The sequence below is a fragment of the Aeromonas sp. R7-1 genome, from assembly GCF_040908115.1.
GTDB lineage: Bacteria > Pseudomonadota > Gammaproteobacteria > Enterobacterales > Aeromonadaceae > Aeromonas > Aeromonas caviae.
The window spans coordinates 69,640-93,199 of sequence record NZ_JBFODD010000064.1; the positions used below are offsets into that span (position 1 = coordinate 69,640).

18 protein-coding genes are annotated in these 23,560 nt (G+C 64.6%); 13 read left to right on the forward strand and 5 right to left on the reverse strand.

What is annotated here, in order from left to right:
* The first annotated feature begins 8 nt into the window (after positions 1-8).
* From AB5Y51_RS19070 to AB5Y51_RS19085, 4 genes are all read left to right on the forward strand, one after another.
* The gene (locus AB5Y51_RS19070; RefSeq protein ID WP_214004456.1) at positions 9-881 is read left to right on the forward strand and encodes a BadF/BadG/BcrA/BcrD ATPase family protein; all 873 of its coding nucleotides are present in this window, start codon (positions 9-11) and stop codon (positions 879-881) included.
* A gap of 67 nt (positions 882-948) precedes the next feature.
* Positions 949-2,805: a beta-N-acetylhexosaminidase gene (locus tag AB5Y51_RS19075; RefSeq protein ID WP_368178984.1), complete on the forward strand. Its 1,857-nt coding sequence runs from the start codon at positions 949-951 to the stop codon at positions 2,803-2,805.
* A gap of 192 nt (positions 2,806-2,997) precedes the next feature.
* Positions 2,998-4,551 (forward strand): PAS domain-containing methyl-accepting chemotaxis protein, encoded by a 1,554-nt coding sequence (locus tag AB5Y51_RS19080; RefSeq protein WP_041212609.1) that lies wholly within the window; start codon positions 2,998-3,000, stop codon positions 4,549-4,551.
* Positions 4,552-4,617: 66 nt separating this feature from the next.
* On the forward strand, positions 4,618-4,968 hold the full coding sequence (locus AB5Y51_RS19085) for an MGMT family protein (protein ID WP_368178986.1): 351 nt from the start codon (positions 4,618-4,620) through the stop codon (positions 4,966-4,968).
* Between the two features lie 83 nt (positions 4,969-5,051).
* Here AB5Y51_RS19085 and AB5Y51_RS19090 read toward each other — a convergent pair whose 3' ends face one another.
* Both AB5Y51_RS19090 and topA read right to left on the reverse strand, forming a co-directional pair.
* Entirely contained in the window at positions 5,052-5,222 is a 171-nt protein-coding gene (locus AB5Y51_RS19090; protein ID WP_164882955.1) for a hypothetical protein, read from the reverse strand.
* 115 nt (positions 5,223-5,337) lie between these two features.
* Positions 5,338-7,959 (reverse strand): type I DNA topoisomerase, encoded by a 2,622-nt coding sequence (gene topA, locus AB5Y51_RS19095; protein ID WP_039040523.1) that lies wholly within the window; start codon positions 7,957-7,959, stop codon positions 5,338-5,340.
* A gap of 360 nt (positions 7,960-8,319) precedes the next feature.
* Here topA and astB point away from each other — a divergent pair, with 360 nt between their 5' ends.
* A complete protein-coding gene (gene astB, locus AB5Y51_RS19100; RefSeq protein ID WP_045525189.1) occupies positions 8,320-9,657 on the forward strand; it encodes an N-succinylarginine dihydrolase in 1,338 nt (445 codons plus the stop codon).
* A gap of 230 nt (positions 9,658-9,887) precedes the next feature.
* Here the strand turns inward: astB and sohB are convergent, their stop codons facing one another.
* Positions 9,888-10,895 (reverse strand): protease SohB, encoded by a 1,008-nt coding sequence (gene sohB / locus AB5Y51_RS19105; RefSeq protein WP_039040521.1) that lies wholly within the window; start codon positions 10,893-10,895, stop codon positions 9,888-9,890.
* Positions 10,896-11,119: 224 nt separating this feature from the next.
* On the opposite strand from sohB, the gene AB5Y51_RS19110 reads away from it, so the two are divergent.
* Together AB5Y51_RS19110 and AB5Y51_RS19115 are read left to right on the forward strand one after the other, a co-directional pair.
* Positions 11,120-11,875 carry a YciK family oxidoreductase gene (locus AB5Y51_RS19110; protein ID WP_039040520.1) on the forward strand — a complete coding sequence of 252 codons (756 nt, stop codon included), beginning with the start codon at positions 11,120-11,122 and terminating at the stop codon, positions 11,873-11,875.
* A gap of 89 nt (positions 11,876-11,964) precedes the next feature.
* Complete coding sequence (locus AB5Y51_RS19115) at positions 11,965-12,849, forward strand: LysR family transcriptional regulator (RefSeq protein ID WP_042015608.1); 885 nt, start codon at positions 11,965-11,967, stop codon at positions 12,847-12,849.
* A 71-nt stretch (positions 12,850-12,920) separates the two neighbouring features.
* Here AB5Y51_RS19115 and AB5Y51_RS19120 read toward each other — a convergent pair whose 3' ends face one another.
* Complete coding sequence (locus AB5Y51_RS19120; RefSeq protein WP_069652864.1) at positions 12,921-14,093, reverse strand: MFS transporter; 1,173 nt, start codon at positions 14,091-14,093, stop codon at positions 12,921-12,923.
* Between the two features lie 164 nt (positions 14,094-14,257).
* On the opposite strand from AB5Y51_RS19120, the gene AB5Y51_RS19125 reads away from it, so the two are divergent.
* Together AB5Y51_RS19125 and AB5Y51_RS19130 are read left to right on the forward strand one after the other, a co-directional pair.
* A complete protein-coding gene (locus AB5Y51_RS19125) occupies positions 14,258-15,397 on the forward strand; it encodes a MalY/PatB family protein (protein ID WP_010673889.1) in 1,140 nt (379 codons plus the stop codon).
* 148 nt (positions 15,398-15,545) lie between these two features.
* Positions 15,546-16,901 carry a TAXI family TRAP transporter solute-binding subunit gene (locus tag AB5Y51_RS19130; protein WP_368178988.1) on the forward strand — a complete coding sequence of 452 codons (1,356 nt, stop codon included), beginning with the start codon at positions 15,546-15,548 and terminating at the stop codon, positions 16,899-16,901.
* Between the two features lie 63 nt (positions 16,902-16,964).
* On the opposite strand, the gene AB5Y51_RS19135 is transcribed toward AB5Y51_RS19130, so the two are convergent.
* Entirely contained in the window at positions 16,965-17,867 is a 903-nt protein-coding gene (locus AB5Y51_RS19135) for a LysR family transcriptional regulator (protein ID WP_041212603.1), read from the reverse strand.
* 190 nt (positions 17,868-18,057) lie between these two features.
* Here AB5Y51_RS19135 and AB5Y51_RS19140 point away from each other — a divergent pair, with 190 nt between their 5' ends.
* The 4 genes from AB5Y51_RS19140 (at position 18,058) to ygjK (ending at position 23,515) form a co-directional block, all read left to right on the forward strand.
* Positions 18,058-19,314: an adenylosuccinate synthetase gene (locus AB5Y51_RS19140; RefSeq protein ID WP_041212602.1), complete on the forward strand. Its 1,257-nt coding sequence runs from the start codon at positions 18,058-18,060 to the stop codon at positions 19,312-19,314.
* Between the two features lie 178 nt (positions 19,315-19,492).
* Positions 19,493-20,026, forward strand: a complete 534-nt coding sequence (locus AB5Y51_RS19145) for a YbhB/YbcL family Raf kinase inhibitor-like protein (protein WP_041212601.1) — start codon at positions 19,493-19,495, stop codon at positions 20,024-20,026.
* Between the two features lie 11 nt (positions 20,027-20,037).
* Entirely contained in the window at positions 20,038-20,850 is an 813-nt protein-coding gene (locus AB5Y51_RS19150) for an AraC family transcriptional regulator (RefSeq protein WP_048207195.1), read from the forward strand.
* Positions 20,851-21,034: 184 nt separating this feature from the next.
* On the forward strand, positions 21,035-23,515 hold the full coding sequence (ygjK, locus tag AB5Y51_RS19155; RefSeq protein ID WP_324046858.1) for an alpha-glucosidase: 2,481 nt from the start codon (positions 21,035-21,037) through the stop codon (positions 23,513-23,515).
* The last annotated feature ends 45 nt before the right edge of the window (positions 23,516-23,560 follow it).

Sequence of the window (23,560 nt, forward strand, 5' to 3'; positions counted from 1 at the left end):
AGGCCCCCATGATTGAGTTCTGGGTCGGGGTGGACGGCGGCGGCACCCACACTCGGGCCCGCATTCGCAACAACGCAGGCAAGCTGCTCGGCGAGGGGCGCGCCGCTGGCTCCAATTTGGAGCTGGGCATCGCCCTCGCCCACGGCCATGTGCTGGCTGCCATCGATCAGGCCCGCATCGACGCGGGTCTGCCCAGGGAGAGCGAACAGCGGATGGGAGTCGGGCTCGCGCTCGCCTCCGCCGAGCTCGCCGACTGCTATCACGCCATGCTGACCATGCCCTTCCCGTTTGCGCGGGTGAAGCTCACCTCCGATGCCTTTGGTGCCTGCCTCGGCGCCTTCGACGGCCAGGAGGGGGCCATCCTGATCGCGGGCACCGGCTCGGCGGGACTCATCTACCGGGAGGGACGCCTTCGCACCTGCTCGGGTCGCGGCTTCCCCGTCTCGGATCTCGGCAGCGGCGCCTGGCTGGGGCTGCGCGCCATCCAGCAGTCCCTGCTCTGCCACGACGGCATCCTGCCCCCCAGCACCCTAGCGGTGCGCCTGATGGATCACTTCAGGCGGGATCAGGCCGAGGTAGTGCGCTGGGCCGCCCGCGCCATCCCGGCCGACTATGGCCGCTTCGCCCCCTGGGTCTTCGATGCCGCGAGCGACGGGGACGAGCTCGCCACCGCCCTGCTGGATGAGACCTGTGCCCAGCTCGGCATGCTGCTGGAGGGCATGACCCAGCTCGGGGCAGACCGGATCGCCCTGCTGGGCGGCATCGGCACGCGCCTCGCCCCCCGTCTGGGCCACTTCCATCTGGTCGCCCCCAAGCGCGACGCGCTGGAGGGGGCCATCCTGTTTGCCAGGACGGAGGCGCTGCCATGTCTGCATCCCTGAGCCTGGTCGGGCCGACAACACCTGCGGGACAGGTTCCCGTTTCCTTCACCCCATCAGAGGAATTCCCATGTCTGCACCCCTGATCCACACCCGGGTCGATCACCGTGACGGTGACGATGTCTGGTTTCGCTTCACCCTGAGCCAACTCCCGGCCACCCCCTGGAAACTCCACTTCTGCCTCGCCCGCCAGATCGATCCCCACTCGATCGAAGGGGGCGCCCTGGAGCGCCAGAGCGGCAGTTACAAGGTCATGGTGCCCCACGAGGGGGTGAGCGAGCTGCGCTTCTGCTGTCGCAACACCCCGCTCAAGCATGACTCCGATATGCCCAAGGGTTTTTTCCTGAGCCTGGAGAGCAAGGGACAGCTGCAACCCCTGGTGCTGGAGGGGGAAGACCTTGGCCTGACCAACCCGCCCTCCCCGGGCCCCGATCTGCCGCCGGTGGAGGCCGTCAACGGCCTCGTGCCCCAGCCCGCCCACCTGATTTATACAGAAGGCAACTTCCGGCTGGCCGAGCGGGCCCACGTCGACGGCCCCGTTCCCCTCGCCTCCCTGCTCGCCCATTTCAACGAGCTGACAGGCCTGGCCCTGACCCAGGATCACGATGCGGAGATCCACCTCGTCGAGGCGACACTTCCCCCCGAGGGGTATGAGCTCACCATCACCCCTGAGGAGATCGTCATCCGGGCCGCCGGCGAGGCGGGCTGGCGCCACGGGCTGGTGAGCCTGGCCCAGTGGGCGCTGCAACACGGAGAGAGCCTGCCCTGCCTGACGGTGCGGGATGCACCGCGCTTCGGTTTTCGCGGCATCTTCCTCGACTGTGCCCGCCACTTCCACTCCCTCGCCACCCTCAAGCGCCTGCTCAAGCAGATGAGCCTCTACAAGTTCAACCGCTTCCACTGGCACCTGACCGATGACGAGGGGTGGCGCCTGGAGATCAAGGCCTTCCCCCAGCTGACCGCCGTGGGTGCCTGGCGCGGCCATGGCCTGGCGGTGGGGCCCCAGCTGAGCGGCGGCCCCGACCCTTATGGCGGTTACTACACCCAGAGCGAGGTGCGCGAGCTGGTCGCCTACGCCGCCGGGCTTGGCATCACCATCATTCCGGAAATAGACATCCCGGGGCACTGTCACGCCGCCATCAAGGCGCTGCCCGAGCTGCTGGTGGAAGAGGCAGACCGCTCCCGCTACCTCTCGGTGCAATATTTCGACGACAACGTGCTTAACCCGGCCCTGCCCGGCACCTATCGATTCCTGGACGCCGTGATGGACGAGGTGTGCGATCTCTTCCCAGGGAGTCAGGTTCACATGGGGGGGGACGAAGTGCCCACCGGCGTCTGGACCGACAGTCCCGCCTGCCAGCAGCTCATGGCCGAGCAGGGGTATCAGGATTGCCGCGAGCTGCAGGGGCACCTGCTGCGCCACTGCCAGCAGTACCTGGCCCGCAAGGGCAAACAGATGCTGGGGTGGGAAGAGATACTGCACGGTGACAAGGTGAGCCGGGAGGCCACCGTCTTCGCCTGGACCAGCTTCCAGGCCGGCCTAGATGCCGCCGCATCCGGTTACCCCGTGGTGATGGCGCCTGCCCAGCACCTCTATCTGGATCTCGCCTGGAGTCAGGACATCCACGAGCCGGGACTCTACTGGGCGGGTACCCTCAACCTGGCGCAGGTGCATGCATGCGATCCTGCCCCGGCCGATTTCCATGCCAACGATAACATCCTGGGGGTGCTGAGCCCCTTGTGGTCGGAACTGATCACCTCTCGCGATCGTCTCGACTACATGTTGTTCCCGCGCATGCTGGCCACGGCAGAGGTGGCCTGGAGCACTCCCGCCCGCAAGGTGTGGGAGCACTTCGTCGCCCGTCTGCCCGGCCAGCTGCACATCCTCGACCAGTTGCAAGTGCGTTACCGGGTGCCACAGAGGTAGTGTTATCTTTTTCTTTTCGGCGACCTTTTGGTCGCCGTTTTTTTACCCATCAACAACAAAAACCCAACCTAGCCCCTACTTTTCATCTGCCTTTGTTGGCAAAATAAGGCCCCCGATGAAACCAGACAGGGGATGCATCTCCCTGCGGTTCCGCCACAATAACAATCAGCAAACAGATCGGAGCTTACCCTTATGGCCCGCAAACACGCCCAGGTCGTGGACAGTGAAGTGGAATTTCCCGCCGACGTGCAACTCGTCTCCACCACGGATCTGCGCGGCGTCATTACCTACGCCAACCCCGCCTTCTGCCGCATCGCCGGTTACCAGGTCGATGAACTGGTCGGCCACAACCACAACCTGGTTCGCCACCCCGACATGCCCAAGGCCGCCTTCGCCGACCTCTGGGATCGCCTCAAGGAGGGCAACCCCTGGCGGGGGGTGGTGAAAAACCGCTGCAAGGATGGCCGCTATTACTGGGTCGACGCCTACGTCACCCCCATCTACGAGCACGGCAAGATAAGCGGCTACCAGTCGGTGCGCTGCAAGCCCGACCCCCAGCTCAAGCAGGCTGCAGCCCAGGCCTATCGGGCCCTGCTTTCGGCCGAGCAACGGGGCACCCCGGCCCGCCCCTCGCTGCGCCGTTTCAGGCCGCTGATGCTCGGCCTGCCGCTGCTGGCGCTGCTGGTCTGGGCCGCCCTCACCCAGGGCCCCCTCACCGCGCTGCTGATGCTGCTTCCCCCCCTCGCCATTGCGGGCGCCTACTGGCGCGAACTCATCGCCCTGCCCCGCTATCTCAGGCAGCTCGGTCAGCAATATGACAGCCTGACCCGGCTGGTCTATTCGGGGGATGCCCCGGGTGCCATCGCCGATTTTCACCTGAAGATGCTGCAGGCCCGGATCCGCACCGTGCTGGGGCGGGTCGACGATGCCACCCATCCGCTTCAGGCCCTGGCAACCGATCTGCAGGACTCCTCACACCGCGCCTTCCTCGACATCAACGAGCAGGATGCCCAGACCCAGCAGATGGCGGCCGCCATGACCCAGATGGCCAGCACCGCCCACGAGATTGCCCGCAACATCCAGGACACCAACGGCCAGGTGACCGAGGCGCGCAGCAGTTGCCAGAGCACGGTGGAACAGCTGGACCAGACCCAGCAGCAGATGACCAGGCTGGCCAGCCAGGCGGAGCAGGCCTTCCACTCCGCGGTGGAGCTCGCCAGCGAGTCGGAGCGCATTGGCAGCGTGATGGGTGAAATCCAGGGCATCGCCGAGCAGACCAACCTGCTGGCCCTCAACGCCGCCATCGAGGCCGCCCGTGCCGGCGAGCAGGGGCGCGGCTTTGCGGTGGTGGCGGACGAGGTGCGCACCCTGTCGACCCGTACCCACAAGGCGACCGAGCAGATCCAGGGCAGCATCAGCCAGATCCAGCACACCCTGGAGCGCTGGCAGGGCATGATGCAGGACAACCTGGCCCAGACCCGGGAATGCGTCGAGATGACCCGCCAGGGATCAGGCAACCTGCACCTGGTGCTGGGTGAAATCGATCAGGTGACCGAATTCTCCACCCAGATCGCCGCCGCCGCGGAGCAGCAGCAGGTGGTGGTGGAGGAGATCAGCCGCAACATCCACCAGATCTCCGAATACTCCCGCGCCAACAGCCAGAAGATCCAGGCGGTGGACGACTCCAGCCAGGAGCTGCTCAGGCGGGCCCGCGAGCTCAGGGGACTGAGCCAGACCTTCGGCTGACAGATTGCAAGCCCCATGACAGAAGCGCCACAATGGCGCTTCTGCTGTTTTTGACGAGCCATCATCATGAGAACGAACGCGCCCCCTCTGGACAAGACGGCCCGCATCGAGGCGATCCTCGCCCTGATCCCCCCCGGCCGCGTGGTGAGCTACGGCCAGGTGGCGGATCTCGCGGGCCTGCCCGGACGGGCCAGGCTGGTGGGAAAAGTCTTGCGGGAGACAGACAAGATGCTGCCCTGGCACCGGGTGCTGGGGGCGGCAGGCACCATTTCGCTGCCAAAAGGATCCGCAGGCTTTGACAAGCAAGCGGGGCTGCTGCAGGAAGAGGGGGTGCCCGTGATTGGCGGGCGGGTCAGGATGCGGGAGTGGCAGTGGCAGCCCGACCTGGCCGAGCTGCTCTTTCTGGTTCCCTTCTGACGAGGCTGGCACGTCCCGAAGGGATGGGGGCTCTTGCAACAAAGGGAGGGCCTCTGTGATCGCCCTCCGTCACGTTCTCTTCCCTAGTCGCCGGCAATGGGCCCCAGAATGTCATCGCTGCGCACCTGTACCGGGATGGTCTCATCCTCCCGTTGCAAGAGCACCAGCAGACTCTGTCTGTCCACCTCCAGCACATAGGCTGTCCCTTCACGGGTCAGGCAGGTCATGCCTGGCCGTATTTCATGTATCTCCATGACAACTCCCTGTCTTGCGCTGCCATCCATGCAGCCATTCCAGTATATCGCCATCCACCAACAAAGAAGCCCCTCGCAAGGGGCCTCTTTCATCATGCTGTGAGCGGCGTCGCCATCAGGCTTTCTTCGCCTTGGGCAGGCTCTCCTGCCATTTTCCGTTGTCGTAATGGGCTGTCCAGCCGGTCGCCTTGCCGTTGACCTCGGTCATCACGTACTGCTCCTTGGTCTTGCGGCTGAAGCGCACCACGGAGGCGTTTCCGTCAGGATCTGACGCCGGGGCGTCCGCCAGGTACTGGTGCTTGGGAGAGAGGCGATCGCGGAAGCGCTTGAGCTCCTCCACCAGGGGCGCACGGGTCTCGCGGGATTTGGGGAAGTTGCTGGCGGCCAGGAAGAGACCGGCAGCGCCGTCCCGCAGCACGAAGTGGGCGTCGGACTGGGTGCATTTCAGCTCGGGCAGGGGTACCGGATCTTCCTTCGGCGGCGCTATGTCACCATTTTTCAGGATCTTGCGGGTGTTCTTGCAGCTCTCGTTGGTGCAACCCATGTATTTGCCGAAACGGCCGTTCTTGAGCTGCATCTCGGAGCCGCAGCGATCGCACTCGATGCTCGGCCCTTCGTAGCCCTTGAGCTTGAACTGCCCCTGCTCCACCTCGTAGCCATCGCAATCCGGGTTGCGACCGCAGACGTGCAGCTTGCGGCTGTCGTCGATGATGTAGGCGTCCATGGCGGTGCCGCAGATCCCGCAGCGATGCTTGGCACGCAGGGCATCGGTTTCCGCCTCGTCCCCGTCGGTGGCGGAGACGAACTCGTCCGCACTGACCAGGTTGATGGTCTTCTTGCAGCGCTCCTTGGGCGGCAGGGCATAGCCGGAGCAGCCGAGGAAGACGCCGGTGGTGGCGGTACGGATACCCATCTTGCGGCCACAATCCGGGCAGTCGATATCGGTCAGCACCATCTGGTTGGCACGCATGCCTCCCTCTTCATGGGGCTTGTCGGCCTGCTCCAGCTCCTGGGTGAACTCGGCGTAGAAGGCGTCGAGCACCTTCTTCCACTCCAGGCTCCCCTCAGCAATGCCGTCGAGCTTGTCTTCCATCTTGGCGGTGAACTCGTAGTTCATCAGCTCGACGAAGTTTTCCACCAGGCGGTCGGTGACGATCTCCCCCATCTTCTCGGCGAAGAAGCGGCGGCTCTCGACCCGCACATACCCACGGTCGACGATGGTGGAGATGATGGAGGCGTAAGTGGACGGACGGCCGATGCCGCGCTTTTCCAGCTCGCGTACCAGGGCCGCTTCGGTGAAGCGGGCGGGCGGCTTGGTGAAGTGCTGGCGCGGATCCAGCTTGACCAGTTTCAGCACCTCGCCGACGGTCACCGCCGGCAGCTGGCTGTCTTCACCCTTGCGGCCCATGGGCGGCAGGGCCTTGGTCCAGCCGGCGAAGCGCAGGGTGCGGCCACGGGCCTTGAGCTCAAACTCCCCAGCCTTGACGGTCAGGGTGGAGGAGTCGTACTGGGCCGGGGTCATCTGGCAGGCGACAAATTGGCGCCAGATGAGGTCATAGAGCCGCATGGCATCGGGCTCCATCCCTTCCAGCATCTCGGCAGTCACCTGGACGCTGGAGGGGCGGATCGCCTCGTGGGCCTCCTGGGCATTGGCCTTGGCGCCGTAGAGGTTCGGATCGCTCGGCAGGTAGGCGGCACCATACTGCTCGCCGATGTATTCCCGCACCGCGTCCACCGCCTCTTTGCTGAGGTTGGTGGAGTCGGTACGCATATAGGTGATGTAACCCGCTTCATAGAGACGCTGGGCCATCATCATGGTCTTCTTGACCCCGAAGCTCAGACGGGTAGAAGCGGCCTGCTGCAGGGTGGACGTGATGAAGGGAGCGGACGGCTTGGAGCCGGTCGGCTTGTCTTCCCGGTTGACCACCTTGTAGTCGACCCCTTCCAGGGCCGCTACGGCGGCGAAGGTCTCGGCCTGGGTCACCGGCTTGAAGTCGGCACCATTGCGGCTGACCACCTCCATGCGCAGCTCACTCTTCTCGGCGGTGAGCAGGTCGGCGTTGAGATCCCAGAACTCCACCGGCACGAACGCCTTGATCTCGCGCTCCTTGTCGACGATGAGGCGCACCGCGACGGATTGCACCCGACCGGCGGAGAGGCCGCGGGCCAGCTTCTTCCACAAGAGCGGGGAGACCATGTAGCCCACCACCCGGTCGAGGAAACGACGGGCCTGCTGGGCGTTGACGCGATGAATGTTCAGCTCGGACGGCTGGGCGAACGCCTCCTGGATGGCGCTCTTGGTGATCTCGTTGAACACCACGCGCTTGTAGCGGCTGTCGTCGCCACCGATGATCTCGCGCAGGTGCCAGGCGATCGCTTCCCCCTCTCTATCCAAGTCGGTTGCGAGATAGATGGTGTCGGCCTTGGCGGCCAGACTTTGCAACTCGCTGACCACTTTTTCCTTGCCGGGCAAAATCTGGTAGTTGGCCTGCCAGCCTGCGGTCGGGTTGATGCCCATCCTTGAGAACAGGGCGTTGCGATCCTTGGCCGCCTTCTCGGATTCGCTGAGCTTGATGCCGCGAATGACAGGTTTTTTGGGCTCGGTGCTGGCGCTGCCGCTGGTCGGCAGATCGCGCACGTGGCCTACGCTGGATTTCACCACGTAGTCCTTGCCCAAATATTTGTTGATGGTCTTGGCCTTGGCCGGAGACTCCACGATGACCAGTGATTTGCCCATGCTGTAACTATTATCCTCATTGCACCCGACGGGGTTGGCGTGCGGTTTTGTGGGGCTGTATAAGAGATTTGACGGGAAAAAGCAATCTTGCGGGTCAATTTGCCCGACAGCCCGAACCGCCCTGCTTCTTTATTTATTAATGCGAAGCCGGGGCGCGGGAAGCAACCGCTTTTTTGTTTTTATGCTATATCCCCCCCTTTTTTAGATTGGAAATGACATATCCAGCCACCCTTGTGACATAAAAACCCATTCTGGTTATCAGCTTGTTACAAAGGATGAAATCTCTTTATAATGGCCGCACACCGCAGCTTTGTGCGCGGAAGGAACCGCTCCCCATATAAAAATCGAAAGGATGTGATCATGAAGCACTTCGAGGTCAACTTCGACGGCCTGGTCGGCCCCACCCACAACTATGCCGGCCTCTCCTATGGCAACGTCGCCTCCCAGAGCAACGCCAAAGAGGCCTCCAACCCCAAGGAAGCGGCCAAGCAGGGGCTGCGCAAGATGAAGGCGCTGACCGACCTTGGCATGGTACAGGGCGTGCTGGCCCCCCAGGAGAGGCCGGATCTCGCGACCCTGCGCCGCCTGGGCTTCACCGGCAACGACGCCAGCGTCCTGGCCCAGGCGGCCAGACAGGCCCCCGCCGTGCTGGCCGCCTGCTATTCGGCCTCCAGCATGTGGACCGCCAACGCCGCCACCGTCTCCCCGAGCGCCGACACCCAGGATGGCCGCATTCACTTTACCCCCGCCAACCTGACCAACAAGTTCCACCGCTCCCTGGAGCCCGAGGTGACCGGGCGCATCCTGCGGGCCGTGTTCAACAACGATCGCCACTTCTATCACCACCAGCATCTGCCGGAGAACGACCACTTCGGTGACGAAGGCGCCGCCAACCACACCCGGCTGTGCCGCGCCTATGGCGAAGCGGGGGTCGAGCTGTTCGTCTATGGCCGCAGCGCCTTCGACGTCTCCCAGCCCGCCCCCAAACGCTATCCGGCCCGCCAGACCCTGGAAGCGAGCCAGGCCATCGCCCGCCTGCATGGCCTTGGGGATGAGAGCGCGGTCTTCATTCAGCAGAACCCGGACGTGATCGATCAGGGGGTGTTCCACAACGACGTCATCGCGGTGGGCAACCAGAACGTGCTCTTCTTCCACCAGCAGGCGTTCCTCCATACCGAGGCTGCGCTGGCCGAGGTGCGTACCAAGTTCGGCGACGGTGAGCTGCACTTCATCGAGGTACCGACTGCAGAGGTGTCGGTGCAGGATGCGGTGAAGTCCTATCTGTTCAACACCCAGATCCTCACCCTGCCATCCGGCGAGATGGCGATCATCGCCCCCACCGAATGCCGCGACAACCCGGCGGTGTCCGCCTATCTGGCCAGGCTGGTGACCCAGGGCACCCCCATCAAGGACGTCCACTACATGGATGTGAAGCAGAGCATGAGAAACGGCGGCGGCCCCGCCTGTCTGCGCCTGCGGGTCGCCATGAACGACACCGAGCTCGCCGCGGTCAACCCGGCCTGCCTCATCACCGACAGCCAGTTTGCCCGCCTGGATCAGTGGGTCGAGAAGCACTATCGCGACAGCCTGGCGCTGGACGATCTGCGCGACCCCTCCCTGGTGCTGGAGACCCGCACCGCCCTGGACGAGCTGACCCAGATCCTGAAACTGGGTTCCGTCTACCCCTTCCAACGCTGAGGTGCGCCATCGGCCTGCAGAGCCGACGCAATAAAAAAAGAGAGCCGGGCAATGCCCGGCTCTCTTTTTAGTCCTTTGCACTGAGCTATAAAACCTGTTCACGAGCTGTAGCGAGAGATCGTCAGCAAGGTGAAGAGCAGCGCAGGAACCGGAGTGTGTAGATACACATGAGGATTCCGAGCAGCACATGAGCCTTGATCACGACCTCGCAGTAAGCTCGAAACAGGTTCTCAGCGCCAGGGGCTCTGCTGCCACAGCCGGCCAAGGCCGGCCTCCAGCCCCAGTGCCGCCTGCTTGCCAAGCTTCTGGGTCAGGCTCCTGGGTTTGCTGTAGCGGATGCCGACCACCTTGTGATGGCTGGCCTGGGCCAGCAGGTAGTCATCGCTGGTGCAAAGCGCATCCACCAGTCCGAGCTGCTTGGCCTGGCTCGCCAGCCAATGCTCGCCGGTGGTCACCTTGTCGATGTCGAGACCGGGTCTGTGCTCGGCCACGAAGGCCTTGAACTGTTCGTGGATGGCCCCCAGCTCCTCGCGAAACTTCTCCCGCCCCAGATCGTCGTTCTCGCCGAACATGGTGATGGTGCGCTTGTACTGGCCTGCGGTGTGCATCTCGAATTCGATGTCGTGCTTCTTGAGCAGCTTGTTGAAGTTCGGCATCTGAGCAATGACACCGATGGAGCCGACGATGGCGAACGGCGCCGCCAGGATCTTGTCCGCGACGCAGGCCATCATGTAGCCACCGCTCGCTGCCACCTTGTCGATGGCCACGGTCAGCGTGATGTCCTTGTCCCGCAGCCGCTGCAACTGGGAGGCGGCCAGGCCGTAGCCATGCACCACACCGCCGCCGGATTCGAGGCGCAGCAGCACCTCGTCCCCGGGCCGGGCCACGCCTATCACGGCACTCACCTCTTCCCGCAGGGAGGCCACTTCCTTGGCATCCATGCTGCCGTTGAAGTCGATGACGAACAGCCGGCTGCGCTCATCCTCTCCCTTGGCTTTGGCCTTGTGCTCGGCCTTGCGGGTCTTCTCCATCTGCTTGCGCTCGGCCTTGCCCGCCAGGGCTGCCTGCAGTTGATGGCGCCCCTGCTCCAGCTCGCCGGAGAGATCGGTCACCACCAGTTCCCCCTTGCGGGATTTGGGCTGGCGGCTGCTCGCCACCATCAGGATGACGGCGCCGATGGCCAGCAAGAAGGTGAGGGTCTTGGCCAGAAACAGGCCGTATTCGGTCAAAAATGCCACTTGATGCTCCGCTCAATGTCCGGTTTTTTCACATAGTAAGGAGTTTGCCCCCCTCGCGCAAAAACTCTGCCATCTCCCGTGCCAAGGGCGGAGGGATCGACGCTATCGCCCTGTTTTATTCACATTTTTGCCGTCTCATACTGGTCAACTGCCGGGCCGGGTCAGTACACTTGCCCACTCGATTCGTTGCGCCAAGCCGCCAGGCATTGTTAACAGGAGTCCACATGCTCGACTATCAGGCCCCCCGTGATCTGCTCAAGGACAAGGTCATTCTGGTGACGGGTGCCGGTGACGGCATCGGCCGCGAAGCGGCCCTCACCTATGCGGCCCACGGCGCCACCGTGATCCTGCTCGGGCGTACCAGTGCCAAGCTGGAGGCGGTCTACGACCAGATTGAAGCGGCCGGTCACCCCCTGCCCGCCATCGTGCCAGTGGACTTGAAAGGGGCTACTGCCGCCCACTACCGCGGCATGGCGGAGACCTTCGCCCAGCAGTTCGGCCGCCTCGACGGCGTGCTGTTCAACGCCGGGCTGCTCGGTACCCTGTCGCCGTTCGAACACATTCAGGAGCAGGAGTGGGACGAGGTGATGCAGGTCAACGTCAAATCCGAATTCCTGCTGACCCAGGCGCTGCTGCCCCTCATTCGCCAGACCGCCAAGGAGCACGGCGAGGCGTCCATCGTCTACACCTCCTCCAGCGTGGGCCGCAAGGGGCGCGCCTACTGGGGCACCTATGCCATTTCCAAGTTCGCCGTCGAAGGCATGATGGAGGTGCTGGCGGACGAGCTGGAGAACACCAGGGTGCGGGTCAACACCCTGAACCCGGGCGGCACCCGCACCAGGATGCGGGCCAGCGCCTTCCCGGCGGAAGATCCGCAAACCCTCAAGACCCCGGCCGATCTGATGCCCCTCTATCTCTACCTGATGGGGCGTGACAGTCAGGGCCAGAGCGGCAAGACCTTCGTGGCCCAGCCCAAATAAATCAACAAATCAACCGGATGGGATTACAGTGAAGAGGGGGTGCCAAGGCGCGCCCTGTTGAATCCCATCGGCCCCAGACAGGTTGCACTATGTTTCGTCCCAAGAGCACGTTTGAGCAATGGCGGATCTTTCAGGCGGTGGTGGACTGCGGCGGTTATGCCCAGGCTGCCGAGGCGCTGAACAAGAGCCAATCCTCCCTCAATCATGCGGTTGCCAAGCTGCAGCAGAGTCTGGGGGTGGCCCTGCTGGAGGTGCGGGGGCGCAAGGCGGTGCTGACGCCGGCGGGGGAGATCTTCCTCAAGCGGGCGCGCCAGCTCAGCCAGCAGGTGGAAGAGCTGGAGAACCTGGCCAACAACCTGGAGCGGCAGTGGGAGCCGCAGATCAACCTCTATGTGTCCGTGGTGCAGCCGCGGGAGCGCCTCTACCGGGCGCTGGCCCACTTCTATCCCCGCAGCCGCGGTTGTCGCATCAACCTGCATGAGCGGATCCACTGCCACTTCAATGCGCTGCAGGCGGGAGATCTGATGCTCTCCGAGCACCTGCCCCAGGATCGCACCGGCCTGCCGCTGGACGAAGTCTGTCTGCTTCCTCTGTGCGCAGCGGGCCACCCCCTTGCGGAGCAGGGAGAGCCCATCACCGCCGAGGTGCTGGCCAGCCACAACCAGATAAGCCTGCATCCCCCCATCCACCGCTCGGTGGACTGGAACGATGCGGACGACACCGGCTGGAAGGCGACCCACTATCATGAGGTGCTCAACATGGTGCGCCTTGGCATGGGTTACGCCTGGGTGCCCCGCCACCTGGTGCAGGAGGAGCTCGCCGAGGGCTCGCTGGTGCAGCTCGATCTCACCGGCGGCAACGAACGCTATCTCTACACCTACCTGCTCACCCCCTCGGTGGAGGCGCTGGGGCCGGCGGCCGAGCTGCTGCTGCGCTGCCTGCGCATCGAATACCAGGGAGACAACCCCAGGTAAGGCCGCTTCAGCCCCGCACGACCGGGGCACAGGTGCCGGCACATCCGGGCATCGGCTCCCCTTTGCATCCCCTATACGTTGGGGACCCGCCAGCAGGCGGCCAGTGCCATCAGCGCCAGGGCCGCCGCCACCATGAAGACCCCGTGGAAGCTCCAGAGCTCCGCCACCGTCCCTGCGATGGCCCCCGCCATGATGGAGCCGGTGCGAATGCTGTTGGAAAAGAGCGTGGTCGCCACCCCGGCGCGCCCCGGCATCAAGTCCTGGAAATAGGACATGCCGATGCCGGCCACGATGCCGATGAAGATGGCATTGAGCAGTTGCAGCGCAATGAGGGCATGCTGGCTCGACAGGGTCACGAGACCGCCATAGAAACCGACCCCGGCCAGCACTGCCAGCAGCATCATGGGCCGCTTGCCGAAGCGCCGGGTGTAGTAGCCCGCCAGCAGCATGAAGGGGATCTCCAGGGCCGCCGCCGTGCCCATCAGCAAACCGGCCAGCTTCTCCTCCAGCCCCAGCTCGCGGGTGATGTAGAGGGGCATGTTGATGAGGTACATGCTGTTGCAGGTCCACATCAGGGTGGAGGCGATGAAGAGCGCCCGCACCGACGGATCCCGCCAGCTGCTCACCCGCTCCACCTCGCTGTCCATCACCGGCAGCGGCAGGGAGGGAAGCCAGCGCCACACCACGAAGGCGCAGATGACATAGGCCAGCGCCGAGGCCAGATACATCACCTTGAAGCCGTAGCCGATGGCGAGCGCGAAGGCGATGGGCGGCCCTATCACCCAGGCCAGGGAGAACTGGGCCCGCAGCACCGAGCTGAACATGTCGGCCTGTTTGTTGCGGCTGTCGGCGTATTCCCGCGCCAGGGCGAACAGCTGCGGGCTGGCGGTGGCGGTCAGGCTCGCCAGCAGCACCCCCAGGCTCACCAGCAACCAGTACTGCCGGTTCCAGGCAAACAGCAGGGAGAGCACGATGCCGGCAAAGCAGCAGCGCAAGATCAGCTGCTTGCGATCCCCCTTGTTGTCGGAGCGGTGGCCGAGCCACTGGCTGATGAGGATGCCGATCACCGCGTTCACCGTGTAGAAGAGCCCCACCAGGAAGGGGCGCACCTGCACCTCCTCGGCCAGAAACAGGCTCAAGGTCGGCACCTGCAGCGCCACCGCCACCCCGGTCATGAAGGTCACGGCGAGAAACGAGAGAGAGACGGGATCCGGCCTCTTGCGGGCAACAGACAGCAAACTCATAGAGATACCATTGATATGGAAGAATAAAAGGAGCCAGATGCGGGCGGGCTTGGCGTATGGCGGCGGCTATTTTATGTCATTATCAACAGCCACCTCAAGGGTTGCGGGGGGGCGTCCAAGTCCGTACATTGGAAGCCCATCCAGCGCCAGTACAAGGATTTAACATGTTTGATTTTGACCGGGAAATAGATCGCAGCGGTACCATGAGCCTGAAATGGGACAAATACAAGGGTCAGGATGTCCTGCCCATGTGGGTCGCAGACACCGACTTCGTCTCTCCCCCCGCCGTACTGGAGGCCCTTACCAAACGGGTCGCCCACGGCATCTTCGGCTATTCGCGCCCCTCTCCCCGGCTCATCGAACTGATCGTATCGCGTCTGGCCAGCCGCTATGGCTGGACCATCCAGCCCGAATGGCTCGTCTTCCTGCCCGGGGTGGTGCCGGGCCTCAATCTCGCCTGCAAGGCCTGGAGCCAGCACGGGCGCGGCATCATCACCCCCAAGCCGGTCTACTACCCCTTCCTGCAGGCGCCGGGCTTCAATGACCGCCCTCTGCTCACCGTCCCCGTGGTGGAGGAAGAAGGCCGCTGGGTGCTGGATCTCGAAGAGCTTGAGCGTCAGGCCCCCTCGGCGGATCTGCTGCTGCTGTGCAACCCCCACAACCCGGGTGGCACCGTCTTCACCCGGGAAGAGCTGCTGGCCATCGACGCCATCGCCGAGCGCCACAACCTGGTGATCTGCTCCGACGAAATCCACTGCGACCTGCTGCTGGACAAAGATGCCCGCCACATCCCCTATGGTGCCCTGAGCCCGGAGGCGGCCGAGCGCTCCGCCGTCATGATGGCGCCGAGCAAGACCTTCAACATCGCGGGGCTGTGCTGCTCCTTCGCCGTGATCCCCAATGCCCGCCTGCGGCTCAAGCTGCAACAGGCGATGCGCGGCATCAGCGCCGACGTCAATCTGCTGGGGTTCGTGGCGGCCGAGGCGGCCTATGAGGGGGGCGAGCAGTGGCTGAATGAACAGCTCGACTACCTGGCCGGCAACCTGGCCCTGATCGAGCAGGCCGTGGCCCGCTGGCCCGGCGTCAAGCTGGCCCGCAACCAGGCCACCTACCTCGCCTGGATCGACATGAGCGCTCTGGGCCTGGACGATCCCGTCGCCTTCTTCGAACAGGCGGGCGTGGGTCTCTCCCCCGGAGCCCAGTTCGGCAACGGCCAGTTCGTGCGACTCAACTTTGGTTGCACCCGGGCCCGTCTCACCGAGGCCCTGGCCCGCATGGAGAAAGCCATTCTCCAGACCCGCTAGCGAACCGTCCCGGGCGGCGACCCCAGGCCGCGCGGTGCGCGCAAAAGCGGTAAAATCCGTTCAGCTTCCCGTCTGATACGGATAAGATGAGGCTCATCACCGGATGAGCCCGCCTCCTCCTCATGTTCAGCCACGGTTTCGGTCCACTATGCGCCCATTCGCCTTCTCTGCCCTGTTGCGTCTGTCACGTACCGCCCTGCCCTGGCTTGCGGCCGTGCTGGCGCCCTCCCTCTTCGCCTCTCCCGCCTATGTCACCATCGGTACGGGAGCCCTCAACGGCGTCTACTACCCCACAGGGGGGGCCATCTGCCGCCTGCTCAACGAGGAGAGTGCCCGCCACGGCCTGCACTGCACGGTGCAGAGTACCTCGGGCTCCATCGCCAATCTGGCGGCCCTCGCCAAGGGAGAGGTACAGCTCGCCCTGATGCAGTCGGATGTGCTCTACCATGCGGTGCACGGCACCGGCCCCTTCGCGGGCCAGGCCCCGGACGATCAGCTGCGCAGCCTGTTGCGGCTCCACAAGGAGTCCCTGACCCTGATTGCCAGCGCCACCAGCAACATCACCACCCTGGCCGACATCAAGGGCAAGCGGGTCGATGTCGGCGCCCCCAACTCCGGGGACAGGGTCACCAGCCGGGCCCTGCTCGATGCCATGGGGTGGCGGGTCGCCGACTTCAGCCGACCGCCTGTGATCTCCCCGGGCAACCGGCTGGAGGGGCTCTGTGACGGCACCCTGGATGCCGCCTTCGTGGTCGCCGGTCACCCCAATCAGGCCATCGGCGATCTCACCGGCCGCTGTCAGGCCCGCCTCATTCCCATCGAGGGGGAACAGGTGGACAAGCTGCTCAAGCAGCACCCCTACTACGATCGCAGCCGCATCGGCGCCAACCTCTATCCGGGGCAGACAAGCGGCGTCAATACCTTCGCCGTCACCGCCGAACTGGTGGCGCTGGCCAGCCTGCCCGAGAGCGAGGTGCGCACCCTGCGGGACGTGCTGAACGAGCGGCTCAAGCAGTTCACCCGGCTGCATCCGGCACTGACCACCCTCACCTGGGAAGGCATGCAGGCGGGCAGCATCGCCCTGCTCCATCCCGGCATGCTGGATGCCGTGCCCACCCTCCCGGCGGACACCCTCACGGCATCCGGTGCCGGGGCCACCTCGGGTGCCCTGCCAACCTTGCCCCCGGCGAGCAGCGCGGCCACACCGACCGATGGGACAGACCCCCTGGAAGGCACCGCGCCACTGGAGGGGTCCGACACCTTGCCGGAGCAGTCAGCCGCCGCGACCCTCTCAACCAGTTCGGAGGCGGCCTCCACCAACCAGGCCCCGGCCCTGCCCGAGCAGCCCACACCGGGCAGCGCAACCCTGGCGCCAGGCCATCCCCTGACCCCGCCTGAGGCGCCCGCCTCGGCGGCAACGCCGCTGGAGGCGCCATCACCGCAGGCCATGCCGGCCAGCCCGCCCAGCCATGCGGTGGAGACCACAGCCCCCGCCGGGCAATGAACACCAACCAAGAGGCCACCCCAGGGGTGGCCTCTTTGTTATGGGGAACGGGCGCCTGGCCTGTCACGGCGCCAGCAGCAGCGCCGGATTCTGGATCTCCTCCTCCACCCAGTGCAGCAGCTGCTTGATGGCCCGGGACAGCACCTGGTTCTGGCGCACCACGTACCCCAGGCTGGTACCGGGAAAATCGGTGAGCCGGGTCACCGGGGCGGTCAGCTTGAGCCTGGGGTGCAGGGAGAAATCCGGCACGATGGCGACGCCAAAGCCCGCCTCGGCCCAGTCGAGCTGGGCATCCACGCTCCCCACCTCCATGATGCGGCAGCTCGGCAGGCCGAGCAGGGGCAGGGAGGGGTCGATCAATGCCCGGGTCCGGGTGTCGTGCCCCAGCAGGATCAGGGTCGGCTCGTCCAGAGGATCGCTCTCTCCCGAGCTGGCCCGCGCCTGCCAGCGGGCCAGGCCGTGCCCCAGGGCACACCAGGTCACCTGCTGCAACTCGGTGTAGAAGAGCGGCTCGCTGCGCTTTTGTGCCATCACGAAGCCCAGATCCGCCTTGCCCGCCCGCACCAGATCCGCCGCCTGATCCGAGGTGGTGTTGAACAGGGTGAGGTCGATGCCGGGGAAGGCCTGCTTGAAGCGCTGGAACGGTTGGATGAGCAGCAGGCGCGAGATGATGTCGCTGGCAGCGATGGCGAGCGTCCCCTGGCTCAACTGGCTCAGGGCATTGAGATCGGACTGGCAGAGCTGCAACTCGTTGATGGCGCGCTCGGCGCTTTGCAGCAGCCGCTCCCCCGCCTGGGTCAGGCGAAACGGGCTGCGCTCCACCAGCTTGACCCGGGTCGCCTGCTCCAGGTTCTTGAGATGCAGGCTCACATTGGGTTGCGTCATGTGCAGTTCGGTGGCCGTCTGGCCGAAGTGCTGCAACCGGGCCAGGGTGACGAAGGTGTGCAGCCAGTGAATGTCCAGCATGGGGTTCCTCTTCTCCCGGGTCGATGGCAGGGCCAGCGCCGCCAGGGCACGGGCACCACACAAGGGAGCGCGGTGTCGATAATGGCACCGGAATTATATGGCTTCCTTATCGGAATTATAAAGATAATTAATTTTTCTAATCCTCACGGGGCTCCTAGGATGGACGCCTAACGTCTTAGGAGAAAGAGTCATGTCGTCTATCGTAGTCGTAGGTGCTAACTGGGGTGATGAAGGCAAAGGCCGCATCGTCGATTATCTGGCAGGCCAGGCTGGCGCCAGTATTCGTTTCCAGGGCGGCAACAACGCCGGCCACACCGTGGTCAACGATCTGGGCACCTTCAAGCTGCACCAGGTGCCGAGCGGCGTCTTCAACCCGGATTGCCTGGTCGTGCTGGGCCCCGGCATGGTGATCAGCCCCGAGAAGCTCACCGTCGAGCTGGAAGAGGTCAAGGCCTCCGGCGTCACTCCCAAGCTCGCCATCTCTGACCGTGCCACCCTCTGCCTGCCGCTGCACGCGCTGGAAGACACCCTGGAAGAGCAACGCCTGGGTGACGGCGCCTACGGCTCCACCCGTCAGGGCATCGCCCCTGCTTACGGTGATCGGGTCATGAAAAAGGCGATCCTGGTGGGCTGGCTGAAACAGCCGGACGTGCTGGTGGAGCGCATCCAGTTCATGCTGGACTGGAAACTGCCGCAGATGAAGGCTCTCTATCCGGACTTCGAATTCACCCAGACCGCCCAGGAGATGGCCGACTGGCTGCTGGAAGTGTCCGCTCCCTGGCTGGACGCCGTCTGCAACGTCAGCATGCCCCTCAAGGCACTGCAAGCCGAAGGCAAGACCCTGCTGTTCGAAGCCCAGCTGGGCGCCGGCCGTGATCTCATCTACGGCGAATACCCCTGGGTCACCTCCTCCCACGTTTCCGGCGCCTACGCCGGCATCGGTGGCGGTCTGCCGGGCCTGCGCCCGGAGCGCGTCATCGCCGTGGCCAAGGCCTTCAGCTCCTCCGTCGGTACCGGCACCCTGCTGACCGCCATGGAGAACCAGGACGAGTTCCGCAAGATCACCAACGAGTTCGGCGCCACCACCGGCCGTCCCCGTGACGTCGGCTACTTCGATGCCGTCGCCACCAAGAACGGCGTCGAGCTGCAGGCGGCCACCGAAGTGGCCCTGACCAAGCTGGACTGCCTGACCGGTCTGCCGGATCTGAAGATCTGCGTGGCCTACGAAGGTGCCCACACCGAGAACCCGATCTGGCCGCAGACCGCCGCCCTCACCCCCGTCTACGAGAAGATGGAGAGCTGGAGCGAAGACATCAGCGGCTGCCGCACCTTCGCCGAGCTGCCCAAGGCTGCGCAGGACTATGTGCTGCGCATCGAAGCCCTGCTGGGCGTGCCGGTGCCCATGGTCTCCGTCGGCCCGGGCCGTGACGAGATGATCCTGCGCTAAGGCCCCTCGCCTCTCCCAAAAACCGGCATCCCAGGATGCCGGTTTTTTTTATGCCCCTCAAAAGCCCCGAACAGCTCACAAAAGCCGTCTTCATGGCATAATTTGAGCCATACGGGCACTCTGTTTTGAGCCAGCCCCCTTAGAGTGAATGCCATATTCACACAAAGGAGTGCCCATCATGAGATCCCCCATTATCCCGCTGCTGCCCCTGTTCTGCCTCGCGGCTCTGCCCGCCGGCGCCATGACCCTCAAGAGTACCGACATCCGCGAGGGTGAACCCATGGACAAGGTCTTCAGCTTCAACGGCTTTGGTTGCAGCGGCGAGAACCGCTCCCCCCAGTTGAGCTGGCAGAGCCTGCCCGCCGGCACCCAGAGCGTCGCCATCACCGCCTATGACCCGGACGCCCCCACCGGCAGCGGCTGGTGGCACTGGCTGGTGGTGAACCTGCCGGCCAGCCAGAGCGAGCTGCCGAGCAATGCCTCCGGCAAGCTCAAGCAGGGGCTGGAGCTTGGCACCGACTACGGTACCCAGGGTTATGGCGGCCCCTGCCCGCCCGCCGGTCACGGCATGCACCGCTACCAGTTCACCGTCTGGGCCCTGCCCAAGGCGCTGGAGGTGAAGGCCAACACCCCGCCCGCCATGGTAGGCTACATGCTCAACAGCCTGGCCCTTGGCAAGGCCACCCTGACCGCCACCTTCACCACCCCCTAGGAGCCCGCCCGATGAGCACGCCCCTGCTGCAACTGAATCACTACTTCGGGATCCGCCAGCAGCCCCTGCGCCGGGTGCTCATCTACGCGCCGACCCTCATCTGGGTGCAGCAGGGCCGCAAGCAGCTGTGGTGGCGGGAGCAGCGCCTCTCCTTTGACAAGGAGAGCTGGCTGCTGATCCCGGCGGGTCACCGGCTCACCTTCGTCAACCAGCCGGAGCAGGGCACGTTTCGCTCCCAGGCGCTCACCCTGCTGGCCCCGCCACCGGCCGAGTGGCTGGCAGAGAGCACCCTCGATCTCCTCAAGCCACCGGCCATCAGGGTGACGTCGGCCCTCGCCTTCTGCTTCGATCTCGTCACCACCATGGCGCAGCGGCAGCTCTGCGAGACGGCCCAGACCCAGCTGCTGCAAGGGTTTTATGGCGAGCTCAGGGAAGCGGGGGGCCTTGGCCTGCTCTTTCCTGCCACCACCATGACCCTGGGGGAACGGCTGGCCCGTTACCTCAGTGTGGAGCCTGGTCTCGATCACCGGCTGGAGACGGTAGCGACCCACTTCGCCATGAGCCGCGCCTCCCTGGTCCGCAAACTGGCCGCCGAGGGGCGCAGCTTTCGCCAGGTACTGACCCAGGTACGCCTGGGGCACGCCCTCACCCTGCTGCAACAGGGGCTCACTCCGCTTCAGACCGCCCTCGCCTGTGGCTACGACTCCCCCGGCCGCTTTGCCGCACGCTTCAAGGAGGAGTTCGGCCTGACCCCCCACCAATACCTGCGTACCTGCCCCTCCTCTCTCTCACTGACTGCCACCACAAAAGTAAATAATTACTAAAACACAAAGCTATGTAACCTCGTGTAACCGGGTGATCCGGCTCACACTCGCCCCTCCTGCACTGTGACACAGCGCCAATAATCCCGTCATAATCGCCCTATAATGGCTCTCGCAAACGCTTTCACTAAAATAATCACTAAAAAACACCTTCCTTAACCTACAAAAACTGTCATTGGAGCGAGAGATGTTTCGTAAAAATTTACTTTCCATCACCCTGAGCGTCGCCCTGTTCGGCCTCACTGCCTGCAACGGCAATGACTCCAGCAGCCCGGCCGCCCCCAGCGCCACCCTGGCGAACCAGTATCAGAACGTGATCGACCGCAGCGGCACCCCGCTCCAGTTCCGTGACTTTGACAGCTACGCCAACCTCAAATACAACCCGCTGCTCGATCTCGGCGCCTGGCACGGCTTCCTGCTGCCCGCCAGCGACAGCGAATGGGGCGGCTTTACCGGTCCCATGGTCATCGCCGAGGAGTACAGCCTGTTCTTCGCAAGCGAGCTGGACAAGCTGACCCTGAGCGACGAGAGCGGCCGCGCCTTCCCGCTCACCAGCGCCAGCGAGCAGGCGCTGTATGCCATCCCGGGGGCGCTGGTGCAGCGCTTCGAATTCGACTCCTTCACCCTGGAGCTGGAGCTGCGCTACGGCGATGCCCGCACTGCGCTGGTTCGCACCCGCCTCATCAACCACACTGACGCCCCCCTCACCCTCAAGCTCAACTGGCAGGGGGAGCTGCTCAACCAGTGGGATGCCAACAAGACGGTCGCCGAGCAGTACCCCGCCTGGACCCGCACCATCAGCCAGACCGAGCGCGGCGTGGCATTCCAGTTCGGCAAACTGCGCAGCACCTGGAACATCATGCAAAGCGGCAGCGCCAGCTACCGCATCGATCGCACCCTGCCGAGTAGCACCACCCTCGACGAGCAGGGGCTCGGCTACGTGAGCGAGGCCAGCCTCACCCTGGCCGCCAAGGGCCAGCAGGATATCTACACCCTGCAGAGCTATGTCCACAGCAGTGCTGACGCGAGCCGCTTCGAGCAGAGCCGCCAGGCGCTGCTGGCCGACCCCGCCAGCCATTTCGACGACTCCATCCGCCGCTGGGAGGATTACCTGGCGCGCGGCCTCTCCAATCAGGGGATCCCGGAGTCGGAGCGGCGCATCGCGGTCAAGGCGATGGAGACCCTCAACGGCAACTGGCGCTCGCCGGCCGGTGCCATCCTGCACGACGGGGTCACCCCCTCCAACACCGCCCGCTGGTTCGACGGGGTCTGGGCCTGGGACAGCTGGAAGCACGCTTACGCCATGGCCCACTTCAACCCCGAGGTAGCCAAGAACAACGTGCGCGCCATGTATGACTACCAGATCCAGGCCGATGACCCGGTTCGGCCGCAGGATGCCGGCATGGTGATCGACGCCGTCTTCTACAACAAGCTCGCCGATCGCGGTGGCGACGGCGGCAACTGGAACGAGCGCGACACCAAGCCGCCCCTCTCCGCCTGGGCCATCTGGGAGATCTACAGCGCCACCCAGGACAAGGCCTTCATCGCCGAGATGTATCCGAAGATCCAGGCCTATCACGACTGGTGGTATCGGGCGCGGGACAACAACCGCAACGGCATCATCGAATATGGCGCCACCCGCCACGTCGAGCACAACGACGAGTTCGGCAACATCACCTTCAAGGTGCAGTACCCGACGGGGGCACCGGTCGGGCTGGATCTGTCGAGCTGTACCAATGAGGGAGATGGCTGGTATGGCTGCGCCGGCATGGCGCTCTATCAGCAGGTATTGAGCGTTGGCGGCTACGCCGACATGGATATCGGCGCCCAGCACGGCGCCGGCTGGGAGTCCGGCATGGACAACGCCGCCCGCTTCGGCTTTATCGAGCCGGATCAGCTCAAGCGCTATGCCGACAAGACCTATGGCGGCGACATGGCCAGGGCGCGCCAGGACTGGAACGTCTTCTTCTTTGAAAACCATGAGGACGACGGCAACCTCATCGGCTTCTCCATCGATCAGGAGTCGGTGGAGCTCAACGCCTTCCTCGCCAAGGAGAAGCGCATCCTGGCCGACATGGCCGAGCTGCTCGGCAAGCCGGACGAGGCGAGCCGCTATCGCGAAGGGGCGACCCAGCTGGCCGATTACATCAACAGCTGCCTGTTCGATGAGGCCTCCGGCTTCTATTACGACCGCCAAATAGCCCAGGGGGATCTGCCCGACGCCAACGGCTGCGTCGGCAAGCTGTTGACCGCCCGCGGCCGTGGCCCGGAAGGGTGGAGCCCGCTCTGGGCCGAGGTGGCGGACAAGGAGAAAGCGGCGCGGGTGCGCGAGGTGATGCTCAATGCCCAGGAGTTCAACACCAGGGTGCCGCTCGGCACGGCGGCGCTGACCAACCCGGCCTACGACCCCGACATCTACTGGCGCGGCCGGGTCTGGCTGGATCAGTTCTACTTCGGGGTGAAGGGGCTGGAGAACTACGGCTATCGCAGCGATGCCCAACAGCTCGTCAACAAGCTGTTTGCCAACGCCGAGGGGCTGGCGGGCAGCGGCCCCATCCGCGAGAACTACAACCCGGAGACCGGCGCCATGCAGGGTGCCAGCAACTTCAGCTGGAGCTCGGCCCACCTCTACATGCTCTATCGCAACTTCCTGAAAACCGAGGGTTGATCCCTCTTTGCAGCCATGAGCCAACAAAAAGGCCTCCGCAATGGA